Source organism: Flavobacterium sp. 25HG05S-40 (assembly GCF_052654735.1).
The window spans coordinates 2,228,815-2,243,004 of the sequence record NZ_CP199750.1 but is presented as its reverse complement, the minus strand read 5'-3'; the positions used below and the strand labels follow the sequence as shown (position 1 = coordinate 2,243,004).

Annotated in this window: 2 protein-coding genes; both read right to left on the bottom strand. The window is 41.2% G+C overall.

All coding sequences use genetic code 11. The annotated features are described in order from the left end of the window. Window positions 1-43: 43 nt before the first annotated feature. The gene (locus ACULEU_RS09685) at window positions 44-13,138 is read right to left on the bottom strand and encodes an HYR-like domain-containing protein (protein WP_445452388.1); all 13,095 of its coding nucleotides are present in this window, start codon (window positions 13,136-13,138) and stop codon (window positions 44-46) included. Window positions 13,139-13,159: 21 nt separating this feature from the next. After that, complete coding sequence (locus ACULEU_RS09680; RefSeq protein WP_445452387.1) at window positions 13,160-13,762, bottom strand: hypothetical protein; 603 nt, start codon at window positions 13,760-13,762, stop codon at window positions 13,160-13,162. Between the last annotated feature and the right edge of the window lie 428 nt (window positions 13,763-14,190).

Below are 14,190 nucleotides of genomic sequence, written 5' to 3'. Positions count from 1 at the left end.
TTTATCCTGAGGGTTTTTCAACCCTCAGGAATTAGTAGGGTTTTTATCTAGTAAGGTATAAGTATCCGTCTTTGTTGAAAGTCTCTCCTGTAGGTGTTGTCCACTCAATGATGTAGAAATAAGTACCGGTTGGCAATTCTTCTGATTTGCTAACTGTAGATCTTCCTTCAGAAATACCTTCAAATCTTCGGGTATTGTTGTCATAATTTTTAGTTTCATAAACTAAAACTCCCCAACGGTTGTAAATTTCAACTTTATTAGTTGGGTAACAAGCAGTATCTTCAATATGTTCAATGTTAAAGAATTGGTTGAATGAATCTCCATTTGGAGTGAAGGCATTGTGAACAACAATTAATTCACAAGGCTCAATAACACAATCATCATTAACAGTCATCTTGATTTCAATTTTTCTAGGACAATCACCTGTTGTAATAGTATATGAGAATGTATATACTCCTAAAGCAATTCCATCTGCATTGAATGTTGTACCATTAAAACCACCAACGTTATCCTCATTTGTCCAAACAGCATCTACAGGAATATCACTTGGAGTAGGTGTTAAGTTACGTAAGTTGTAAGCAAAATCTTCACCAGTACAACTTGTTGCAGGAACTTCAGATATCGTTGTTGTTTGTGTTACATTGATAATTTGAGTTACAGTGGTTGTCTTACCACATGAGTCAGCAACGGTCCAAGTTCTTGTGATTGTATATGTACCATCTGTATCAGGTTCTGTTTGTACAAATGTGTATACTGGTGTACCAACTGTAGAACAATTATCGGTGAAATCAGCTGCAGTCAATACTGGAGCAACTGGAATGGCATCACAATTTACTGCAATCGGACTAGCAGGTGTATTTATAATTTGTGGTCCAACGGTGTCTGAAACGTCTATAGTTTGTGTTATAGGTGCACTGTTATTTCCACAAGTATCATTTGCAATCCATGTTCTTACTATTTGATAGTTAGAAGGACAGTTTCCAGCTAATATTGTTTCAGTCATATTAACGGTAGCAGTTCCACAGTTATCAGTTGCTGTTAATTGAGCTGGAGCCGGAATATTATCACATGATGCAATAGTATTTGTTGGTGCTGCCTGGTCAAAAGTAGGAGCAACGTTATCATTAACACTTATTATTTGCGTTGCTGAAGATCTATTTCCACATGCATCAATAAACGTCCATGTTCTGGTTACAGTGAAAGAGTTTGCACAACTTCCTGCAGTAATAGTATCAACTCCTGATACAGTAATAGCACCATTACAATTGTCAATTGCTGTAAGCGAAATCATGGCAGGAACTTCACCACTACAAGTAGCTGATATCGGAGCCGGAGCTTGAGGAGCAACTGGTGCAATGTTATCAGTAACCGTAATAGTTTGAGTCTGAGGAGCCGCAGCATTACCACAAGCATCCACAAGAGTCCAAGTACGAGTAATTACTTTTGAACCAGCACACTGACCATCGGCAACGCTATCTGTAAAGGTAGCTTGTAAGCCAGTAGAGCAGTTGTCTGCTTCGTTAGTTACATCACCAGTAATTGCAGCAGCAGCATCGTATGAACAATCCGCAGCAGTGAATATCTCAGTATTCGCAGGAGCTGTGAACGTAGGAGCAATGTTATCAGTAACCGTAATAGTTTGAGTCTGAGGAGCCGCAGCATTACCACACGCATCCACAAGAGTCCAAGTACGAGTAATTACTTTTGAACCAGCACACTGACCATCGGCAACGCTATCTGTAAAGGTAGCTTGTAAGCCAGTAGAGCAGTTGTCTGCTTCGTTAGTTACATCACCAGTAATTGCAGCAGCAGCATCGTATGAACAATCCGCAGCAGTGAATATCTCAGTATCCGCAGGCGCTGTGAACGTAGGAGCAATGTTATCAGTAACCGTAATAGTTTGTGTCTGAGGAGCCGCAGCATTACCACAAGCATCCACAAGAGTCCAAGTACGAGTAATTACTTTTGAACCAGCACACTGACCATCGGCAACGCTATCTGTAAAGGTAGCTTGTAAGCCAGTAGAGCAGTTGTCTGCTTCGTTAGTTACATCACCAGTAATTGCAGCAGCAGCATCGTATGAACAATCCGCAGCAGTGAATATCTCAGTATTCGCAGGAGCTGTGAACGTAGGAGCAATGTTATCAGTAACCGTAATAGTTTGAGTCTGAGGAGCCGCAGCATTACCACACGCATCCACAAGAGTCCAAGTACGAGTAATTACTTTCGAACCAGCACACTGACCATCGGCAACGCTATCTGTAAAGGTAGCTTGTAAACCAGTAGAGCAGTTGTCTGCTTCGTTAGTTACATCACCAGTAATTGCAGCAGCAGCATCGTAAGAACAATCCGCAGCAGTGAATATCTCAGTATCCGCAGGAGCTGTGAATGTTGGAGCAATGTTATCAGTAACCGTAATAGTTTGAGTCTGAGGAGCAGCAGCATTACCACAAGCATCCACAAGAGTCCAAGTACGTGTAATTACTTTCGAACCAGCACACTGACCATCGGCAACGCTATCTGTAAAGGTAGCTTGTAAGCCAGTAGAGCAGTTGTCTGCTTCGTTAGTTACATCACCAGTAATTGCAGCAGCAGCATCGTATGAACAATCCGCAGCAGTGAATATCTCAGTATTCGCAGGAGCTGTGAACGTAGGAGCGATGTTATCAGTAACCGTAATAGTTTGAGTCTGAGGAGCCGCAGCATTACCACACGCATCCACAAGAGTCCAAGTACGAGTAATTACTTTCGAACCAGCACACTGACCATCGGCAACGCTATCTGTAAAGGTAGCTTGTAAGCCAGTAGAGCAGTTGTCTGCTTCGTTAGTTACATCACCAGTAATTGCAGCAGCAGCATCGTAAGAACAATCCGCAGCAGTGAATATCTCAGTATTCGCAGGAGCTGTGAACGTAGGAGCAATGTTATCAGTAACCGTAATGGTTTGAGTCTGAGGAGCCGCAGCATTACCACACGCATCCACAAGAGTCCAAGTACGAGTAATTACTTTTGAACCAGCACACTGACCATCGGCAACGCTATCTGTAAAGGTAGCTTGTAAACCAGTAGAGCAGTTGTCTGCTTCGTTAGTTACATCACCAGTAATTGCAGCAGCAGCATCGTATGAACAATCCGCAGCAGTGAATATCTCAGTATTCGCAGGAGCTGTGAATGTAGGAGAGATGTTATCAGTAACCGTAATAGTTTGAGTCTGAGGAGCCGCAGCATTACCACACGCATCCACAAGAGTCCAAGTACGAGTAATTACTTTTGAACCAGCACACTGACCATCGGCAACGCTATCTGTAAAGGTAGCTTGTAAGCCAGTAGAGCAGTTGTCTGCTTCGTTAGTTACATCACCTGTAATTGCAGCAGCAGCATCGTATGAACAATCCGCAGCAGTGAATATCTCAGTATCCGCAGGCGCTGTGAATGTTGGAGCAATGTTATCAGTAACCGTAATAGTTTGTGTCTGAGGAGCCGCAGCATTACCACACGCATCCACAAGAGTCCAAGTACGAGTAATTACTTTTGAACCAGCACACTGACCATCGGCAACGCTATCTGTAAAGGTAGCTTGTAAGCCAGTAGAGCAGTTGTCTGCTTCGTTAGTTACATCACCAGTAATTGCAGCAGCAGCATCGTATGAACAATCCGCAGCAGTGAATATCTCAGTATTCGCAGGAGCTGTGAACGTAGGAGCAATGTTATCAGTAACCGTAATGGTTTGAGTTTGAGGAGCCGCAGCATTACCACAAGCATCCACAAGAGTCCAAGTACGTGTAATTACTTTCGAACCAGCACACTGACCATCGGCTACGCTATCCGTAAAGGTAGCTTGTAAGCCAGTAGAGCAGTTGTCAGCTTCGTTAGTTACATCACCAGTAATTGCAGCAGCAGCATCGTATGAACAATCCGCAGCAGTGAATATCTCAGTATTCGCAGGAGCTGTGAATGTAGGAGCGATGTTATCAGTAACCGTAATAGTTTGAGTCTGAGGAGCCGCAGCATTACCGCACGCATCCACAAGAGTCCAAGTACGAGTAATTACTTTTGAACCAGCACACTGACCATCGGCAACGCTATCTGTAAAGGTAGCTTGTAAGCCAGTAGAGCAGTTGTCTGCTTCGTTAGTTACATCACCAGTAATTGCAGCAGCAGCATCGTAAGAACAATCCGCAGCAGTGAATATCTCAGTATTCGCAGGAGCTGTGAATGTAGGAGCGATGTTATCAGTAACCGTAATAGTTTGAGTCTGAGGAGCCGCAGCATTACCACAAGCATCCACAAGAGTCCAAGTACGAGTAATTACTTTTGAACCAGCACACTGACCATCGGCTACGCTATCTGTAAAGGTAGCTTGTAAGCCAGGAGAACAGTTGTCTGCTTCGTTAGTTACATCACCTGTGATAGTGATAGTAGCATCGTATGAACAATTAACTGTACTGAATAGCTCAATGTTTGCCGGAGCTGTAAATGTTGGAGGTACAGTATCACTCACTGTAAATGTCGCAGTAGTTGAAGATGAATTGTTACAAGCATCTGTCACTGTAAATGTTACTGTAACAGCGGCTGAACAATCACCTGATATTTGATTAAAATTATTTGTCCATGTTACATTTGAACAATTGTCTGTTGTAATAGCACCACCATTGTTGTTTAACCAATTATTTAATGCATTTTCATTTCCAGTTCCATCACATTCAACTACAATATTTGAAGCTTGAGCTGTGAATGTTGGAGCAATGTTATCAGTAACCGTAATAGTTTGAGTCTGAGGAGCCGCAGCATTACCACAAGCATCCACAAGAGTCCAAGTACGTGTAATTACTTTCGAACCAGCACACTGACCATCGGCAACGCTATCTGTAAAGGTAGCTTGTAAGCCAGTAGAGCAGTTGTCAGCTTCGTTAGTTACATCACCAGTAATTGCAGCAGCAGCATCGTATGAACAATCCGCAGCAGTGAATATCTCAGTATTCGCAGGAGCTGTGAATGTAGGAGCGATGTTATCAGTAACCGTAATAGTTTGAGTCTGAGGAGCCGCAGCATTACCACACGCATCCACAAGAGTCCAAGTACGTGTAATTACTTTTGAACCAGCACACTGACCATCAGCAACGCTATCTGTAAAGGTAGCTTGTAAGCCAGTAGAGCAGTTGTCTGCTTCGTTAGTTACATCACCAGTAATTGCAGCAGCAGCATCGTATGAACAATCCGCAGCAGTGAATATCTCAGTATTCGCAGGAGCTGTGAACGTAGGAGCAATGTTATCAGTAACCGTAATAGTTTGTGTCTGAGGAGCCGCAGCATTACCACACGCATCCACAAGAGTCCAAGTACGAGTAATTACTTTTGAACCAGCACACTGACCATCGGCAACGCTATCTGTAAAGGTAGCTTGTAAGCCAGTAGAGCAGTTGTCTGCTTCGTTAGTTACATCACCAGTAATTGCAGCAGCAGCATCGTATGAACAATCCGCAGCAGTGAATATCTCAGTATTCGCAGGAGCTGTGAATGTAGGAGCAATGTTATCAGTAACCGTAATAGTTTGAGTCTGAGGAGCCGCAGCATTACCGCACGCATCCACAAGAGTCCAAGTACGAGTAATTACTTTTGAACCAGCACACTGACCATCGGCAACGCTATCTGTAAAGGTAGCTTGTAAGCCAGTAGAGCAGTTGTCTGCTTCGTTAGTTACATCACCAGTAATTGCAGCAGCAGCATCGTAAGAACAATCCGCAGCAGTGAATATCTCAGTATTCGCAGGCGCTGTGAACGTAGGAGCAATGTTATCAGTAACCGTAATAGTTTGAGTCTGAGGAGCCGCAGCATTACCACAAGCATCCACAAGAGTCCAAGTACGAGTAATTACTTTTGAACCAGCACACTGACCATCGGCTACGCTATCTGTAAAGGTAGCTTGTAAGCCAGTAGAGCAGTTGTCTGCTTCGTTAGTTACATCACCAGTAATTGCAGCAGCAGCATCGTAAGAACAATCCGCAGCAGTGAATATCTCAGTATTCGCAGGAGCTGTGAATGTAGGAGCGATGTTATCAGTAATCGTAATAGTTTGAGTCTGAGGAGCCGCAGCATTACCACAAGCATCCACAAGAGTCCAAGTACGAGTAATTACTTTTGAACCAGCACACTGACCATCGGCAACGCTATCTGTAAAGGTAGCTTGTAAGCCAGTAGAGCAGTTGTCTGCTTCGTTAGTTACATCACCAGTAATTGCAGCAGCAGCATCGTATGAACAATCCGCAGCAGTGAATATCTCAGTATTCGCAGGAGCTGTGAATGTTGGAGCAATGTTATCAGTAACCGTAATAGTTTGTGTCTGAGGAGCCGCAGCATTACCACAAGCATCCACAAGAGTCCAAGTACGTGTAATTACTTTCGAACCAGCACACTGACCATCGGCTACGCTATCTGTAAAGGTAGCTTGTAAGCCAGTAGAGCAGTTGTCTGCTTCGTTAGTTACATCACCAGTAATTGCAGCAGCAGCATCGTAAGAACAATCCGCAGCAGTGAATATCTCAGTATTCGCAGGAGCTGTGAATGTAGGAGCGATGTTATCAGTAACCGTAATAGTTTGAGTCTGAGGAGCCGCAGCATTACCACACGCATCCACAAGAGTCCAAGTACGAGTAATTACTTTTGAACCAGCACACTGACCATCGGCAACGCTATCTGTAAAGGTAGCTTGTAAGCCAGTAGAGCAGTTGTCTGCTTCGTTAGTTACATCACCAGTAATTGCAGCAGCAGCATCGTATGAACAATCCGCAGCAGTGAATATCTCAGTATTCGCAGGAGCTGTGAACGTAGGAGCAATGTTATCAGTAACCGTAATAGTTTGAGTTTGAGGAGCCGCAGCATTACCACACGCATCCACAAGAGTCCAAGTACGTGTAATTACTTTCGAACCAGCACACTGACCATCGGCAACGCTATCTGTAAAGGTAGCTTGTAAGCCAGTAGAGCAGTTGTCAGCTTCGTTAGTTACATCACCAGTAATTGCAGCAGCAGCATCGTATGAACAATCCGCAGCAGTGAATATCTCAGTATTCGCAGGAGCTGTGAATGTAGGAGCGATGTTATCAGTAACCGTAATAGTTTGAGTCTGAGGAGCCGCAGCATTACCACACGCATCCACAAGAGTCCAAGTACGAGTAATTACTTTTGAACCAGCACACTGACCATCAGCAACGCTATCTGTAAAGGTAGCTTGTAAGCCAGTAGAGCAGTTGTCTGCTTCGTTAGTTACATCACCAGTAATTGCAGCAGCAGCATCGTATGAACAATCCGCAGCAGTGAATATCTCAGTATTCGCAGGAGCTGTGAACGTAGGAGCAATGTTATCAGTAACCGTAATAGTTTGTGTCTGAGGAGCCGCAGCATTACCACACGCATCCACAAGAGTCCAAGTACGAGTAATTACTTTTGAACCAGCACACTGACCATCGGCAACGCTATCTGTAAAGGTAGCTTGTAAGCCAGTAGAGCAGTTGTCTGCTTCGTTAGTTACATCACCAGTAATTGCAGCAGCAGCATCGTATGAACAATCCGCAGCAGTGAATATCTCAGTATTCGCAGGAGCTGTGAATGTAGGAGCAATGTTATCAGTAACCGTAATAGTTTGAGTCTGAGGAGCCGCAGCATTACCGCACGCATCCACAAGAGTCCAAGTACGAGTAATTACTTTTGAACCAGCACACTGACCATCGGCAACGCTATCTGTAAAGGTAGCTTGTAAGCCAGTAGAGCAGTTGTCTGCTTCGTTAGTTACATCACCAGTAATTGCAGCAGCAGCATCGTAAGAACAATCCGCAGCAGTGAATATCTCAGTATTCGCAGGCGCTGTGAACGTAGGAGCAATGTTATCAGTAACCGTAATAGTTTGTGTCTGAGGAGCCGCAGCATTACCACACGCATCCACAAGAGTCCAAGTACGAGTAATTACTTTTGAACCAGCACACTGACCATCGGCAACGCTATCTGTAAAGGTAGCTTGTAAGCCAGTAGAGCAGTTGTCAGCTTCGTTAGTTACATCACCAGTAATTGCAGCAGCAGCATCGTATGAACAATCCGCAGCAGTGAATATCTCAGTATTCGCAGGAGCTGTGAATGTAGGAGCGATGTTATCAGTAACCGTAATAGTTTGAGTCTGAGGAGCCGCAGCATTACCGCACGCATCCACAAGAGTCCAAGTACGAGTAATTACTTTTGAACCAGCACACTGACCATCGGCAACGCTATCTGTAAAGGTAGCTTGTAAGCCAGTAGAGCAGTTGTCTGCTTCGTTAGTTACATCACCAGTAATTGCAGCAGCAGCATCGTAAGAACAATCCGCAGCAGTGAATATCTCAGTATTCGCAGGAGCTGTGAATGTAGGAGCGATGTTATCAGTAACCGTAATAGTTTGAGTCTGAGGAGCCGCAGCATTACCACACGCATCCACAAGAGTCCAAGTACGAGTAATTACTTTTGAACCAGCACACTGACCATCGGCAACGCTATCTGTAAAGGTAGCTTGTAAGCCAGTAGAGCAGTTGTCTGCTTCGTTAGTTACATCACCTGTAATTGCAGCAGCAGCATCGTATGAACAATCCGCAGCAGTGAATGTCTCAGTATCCGCAGGCGCTGTGAATGTTGGAGCAATGTTATCAGTAACCGTAATAGTTTGTGTCTGAGGAGCCGCAGCATTACCACACGCATCCACAAGAGTCCAAGTACGAGTAATTACTTTTGAACCAGCACACTGACCATCGGCAACGCTATCTGTAAAGGTAGCTTGTAAGCCAGTAGAGCAGTTGTCTGCTTCGTTAGTTACATCACCAGTAATTGCAGCAGCAGCATCGTATGAACAATCCGCAGCAGTGAATATCTCAGTATTCGCAGGAGCTGTGAATGTTGGTGCAATTAAATCTTGAATAACTACAGTTACTGTTGCTTCATCGCAATTAGTTGGGTTTAATTTTTCACAAATTTTATAGGTAAAAGTATAAGTACCACAACTAGCAATTGCAGTTAAATTTACATTTCCAAGAGTATCAATATTTATATTATCGTAAGTACCACTTAATAAAGTTAGATTTACAGACGCAGTCGTAAGACCTAAAACATTATTTAAAGAGTCATTACTTAATATATTTCCAATTAAACCAACATTTGAGCAAGAAGTGTTCAAATAGTTGTCATCTTCGGCAACAATAATAGGAGCAGTAACAGTAATGATTACCGTTGCAGGATCACAGTTTGTTGGATTTAATCTTTCGCATAAATTGTAAACGATAGTATATGTTCCAGCAGGAGTTCCGGCAGGAACAGAAATTTGTCCCGAAGCCGCATCTATTGTAGGCATTGGAGCACCACCAATAGAAGTTGCAGGAGTAGTAATGGCGATAGTAACCGCTGATATAGTGGCAGGGTTTCCATTTAAAGTATCTAAACCATTTCCGTTATTATTCAAGACATTTCCAACGTTAGAATTTCCTGTAGTTCCATTCCCACCACTAATAGTATCATCTTGAGCAATAATTGCAGGAGCTGTTACTGTAATAGTTACTGTAGCAGGATCACAGTTTGTTGGATTTAATCTTTCGCATAAGTTATAAACGATTGTATACGTTCCGGCAGGAGTTCCGCCAGGAACAGAAATTTGTCCCGAAGCAGTATCTATTGTAGGTACTGGAGCACCACCAATAGAGGTTGCAGGAGTAGTAATTGCGATAGTAACTAGAGAAGTAGTAGCAGGATTACCATTTAAGGTATCTGGACCATTTCCGTTATTATTCAAAACATTACCAGCATTAGGATTTCCTGTGGTTCCATTACCACCACTAATTGTATCATCTTGAGCAACGATAGCAGGAGCTGTAACTGTAATTGTTACCGTGGCAGGATCACAATTTGTTGGATTTAATCTTTCGCATAAATTGTAAACAATTGTATAATTTCCGGCTGGAGTATTAGCAGGAACAGAAACTAAACCTGTTAAAGGATTCAAAACAGGGACAGGATTTCCACCAATAGATGTTGCAGGAGTGGTAACAGTAATGTTAACCAATGCAAGAGGTGCTATACCACCATTTAAAGTATCAGGACCATTTCCATTATCAAATAATACGTTTCCAGCGTTAGGATTTCCGTTGGCTCCATTTCCACCCGACATAGTATCATCTTGAGCAATAATTGCAGGAGCAGTAACTGTAATAGTAACTGTAGCAGGATCACAATTTGTTGGATTTAATCGTTCACATAAATTATAGACAATTGTATAGGTCCCGGCAGGAGTTCCGGCAGGAACATAAACTTGTCCAGTAGCAGGAACTAATGTTGGAACTGAAGCTCCACCAATAGGAGTTGCTGGAGTAGTTACAGATATAATAACTTGAGCAATAGAAACTGGAGTACCGTTTAAAGTGTCAGGACCGTTGCTATTATCGTTTAAAACATTACCAGCATTTGGATTTCCATTCATTCCGTTGCCACCAGACATAGTATCATCTTGAGCAATAATAGTTCCAGCAGTAACCGTAATTGTTACGGTTGCAGGATCACAATTTGCTGGATTTAATCTTTCACAAAGATTGTAAACAATTGTATAAGTACCAGCTGGAGTTCCAGCAGGAACAGAAATTTGTCCAGATGCAATGTCTATCGTTGGAACTGGTGCACCGCCAATAGAAGTTGCAGGAGTTGTAATTGCAATAGTTACTAAAGAAATAGTTGCAGGATTACCATTTAAAGTATCCGGTCCATTTCCATTATTGTTTAAAACATTACCTGCATTAGGATTCCCAGCAGTTCCATTTCCTCCAGCAATAGTGTCATTTTGAGCAACAATAGCAGGAGCAGTAACCGTAATAGTTACCGTTGCAGGATCACAGTTTGTAGTTGGATTTAATTTTTCGCACAAGTTGTAAACAATAGTATATGTTCCAGCAGGCGTTCCAGCAGGAACAGCTACTTGACCAGTTATAGGGTCTAATACTGGTACTGGATTTCCACCAATAGATGTTGCAGGAGTAGTAACAGTTATGTTTACTTGACTAATAGAAGCTTGTACACCATTTAAAGTATCCGAACCACTACCGTTATTGTTTAAAACATTTCCTGCATTAGGATTTCCAGTTGTACCATTACCACCAGTTAAAGCGTCATTTTGCGCAACAATGACCGGGCATTTAGTAATAGTAAAAGGAAAATTACATCCGCTGCCGCCTCCTGGAGGAACAGCATAGTAAGTAACAGTTGAACCTGCTACTAGCGGAAGAGGAGTTGTTTCTGTATACTGAACAGAATTTATTGTAACTGGGAACGAATTATAAAATAGCGATCCAAGAGGGAAATTAGAGGCAATTTGTGAGGGCAACACTGTGGTGTTAGCACTACAATATGAAAAATTTCTGATAATATCAGTACCAGGGCAGCTTTGTTGCACAAAACTTGTAGCATTGATTGGAACATTGATAGGAGTAGGTATTGGTTCACCAATACAACTTCCATTTTGTGTATATCCTTGTATTAATGCAGAATTATTAAGCGCAACATTCGTTGTACTACCAATTCCGGTTGAGTTTCCGTTCACAGCAATTACGCTAGAGCAAGTTGCATTAGCTAAAATTTCACAATCAGTAGTAGCCTTTAATTTAAATGATAGTCTGGCTAATAATGTGCTTGGACTTGCTGGTAAAGGCAAAGTTCCAAAGTTCCACACCACAGAACCAGTAGCTCCTAATGAAGGATCAAAGGTTCCGGTTATTGTTGTGTTTGGCGTTGTATAAAATATGGTGCCACTGGCACTTCCAGGAACATATGTAGTATTGTAAGGAACAGGAATTACTACTTTATAATTTGAAATAGCTTCTGTACCTAGGTTTCTAACATCAATGCTAAATCCAGCTTCCTGATTCGGTTGAATTGAATAAGGCTGAACTGCTGGTTGGTTATTGATCGTAGTAGCTGTAATTATACCTTCCGCTTCTGGAACGTAGGCATCAACAGACATGGCAATATTAAAAATAGAGTACGTGTCTCCATTAGTACCGTACAAGAATCGTGTAGACGTTTGATTATTTCCAATAATACTGTTGTTAGTATTTGGAATGTTAATTATTCCAATGTCGATACCCGTATTATTCGCTAAGTTTGGCGTTCTTGTTCCGGGAGCATTGATAGAGGAATTAAAAAAGTTATCCGGATTAGGAACAACACCATTTGAATTTCTACTTAGTGTTGTATAGGTATTCGATTGTAGATTTCTAATTCTGAAATAGTCACCAGTGTAACCAACATCACCTTCACTGGCCATAAAACCAATTTTCATTCCAACATTACCCGATTGAGTAGCGTTAAAACCAGAAATAGGCAATTGAATTCCAGCAGCTGAATTTCCTGCTTCTACATAAGCATAACCATCAAAAATGGTTACATCTCTCCATTTCATTTTAGAGTTTTCATAAACAATAATCATACCCCATCCACCAGAGTATCCTGTTCCACCAGGATTACCTTCGCGTAGCGCTAAATCTGCAACAGTATACTGTCCGATACCATTAGTTCTTACGTAATCTGTAACTTCAGCGTAAGCCGAAAAGATGAAATCATCACTGGTCGTAGGATAATAAATATCATTTGTTCCCGCAGTTATTTCTGTATAACCAGATGCTGCAGGACCTTTAAGTTTTACAACTCTTTTATTGAATGATTTTGTAACACCATTTTTAGTCACATTGAATACATTTGCAGAATTAGATCTTCCTGTCCAATACAAACCTGCATACACAATGTTTGAACAAGATGGAGTTGATCCGTTTTCTACTGGAATTACCAATGTAGAAGAAGAGGAGTTGAATGTGCTGGAATCACCATCAGTATCAACAAACACCATTGTCGCGTCATTATTATTTGTTGAAGCGGTGTAAAACTGTGGTGTAAGGTTCGTATTACCCATCATAGTAAAATCACCTTTCAAATTATAAACCGTTCTTGTCGGACTGTAACTTGAGGTTCTTTGGGTAAAAGCTTTTCTAACCTGAGCATTTATTGTAGTTGAAAATCCTAAAAGGATAATCAGCATTGCAACAACATGCTTACGTTTTTTTGCGATTGAGTTAAAGTATAAATTTTTCATATAGTCTCTTTTTATCAATTTTTATTGATTACGATCTCCTTTATCTATTTTGTATAATATGTTAAATCTAGTATCATAATTGGCAATATGGCTAGCAATATTTTCGCTAGTAGTATCCAACTTGGTAATAAAATAGATGTATTTCAAATTAGGGAAATTTGAAAATGAAGCTAAATCAATAGTCGAGTTTAATTCACTTGAAGAATTGATACGAACTGTAGCAATTTCGATATTCTCTTTCAAAGTAATTGAAGTGTTCAACTGGTTTAGTGAACCTAAATCAGTAAAAAGATTTGTAGGCGCATCACCATAAGTGTGCACCGCTCCTTCGAAAAAATACGTAGAAGATTGAACCTCTGTTATCAAATTTCGCAGTCGTTCAGTATTAATTGCAGCATTAGTTGCAATTCTACCTGTTGTACCATCTGTAAATAGAATGGAATTCACATCGGTTACAATGATAGCTCTTCCTTGAATAGCTCGTGTGCCTTGGGCAAAGCTGACGGAGCAAAAAGAAACTAGCATTAGAATTAATAATAGTTTTTGTTTCATGACTTGACTTGTGTTTTCAAGCAATAGCATTGCTTGGTGGTTAAATAATACATTTGGGCTATTTGTTTTCATACAATTAGTGATTGAAAATAATTTTACAAAAAGTTTTACGAAATAAATTCGGGCGTGAAGTGTTTTGGGATGTAGGCATATAGGTTAATAGTTTTTTTGGGTCTTACTATCTGCCGGCTAAATTATATACTTAAATACTACCGTACCCAAATTTTTCTACAAACAACCCAAAAACTCGTTCAAGTGACGATTTTGCGCCATTATTTGAAGTTTACTAATTGTTTTTTTACTTTTTTGTTTGTTTTTTGACATTTCGATTGGGGTTTTTAAGGTTGTTTTTTCTATTTTCTCGCTATTTAACACATCGAAAGTAAAAAGTTTAAATCGAACTACCAAAAAAAATATCGATAAAGTGTAATATTTTATAGATAAAGTGCATTAATTAACAATTTTAAATAGAAAAAGACTACAAAAAGTAATTAACATAA

Bases quoted from the DNA above. Each gene is read 5' to 3' on its own strand.
- ACULEU_RS09685 (WP_445452388.1), bottom strand. From the start codon at position 13,138: ATGAAAAATTTATACTTTAACTCAATCGCAAAAAAACGTAAGCATGTT.
- ACULEU_RS09680 (WP_445452387.1), bottom strand. From the start codon at position 13,762: ATGAAAACAAATAGCCCAAATGTATTATTTAACCACCAAGCAATGCTA.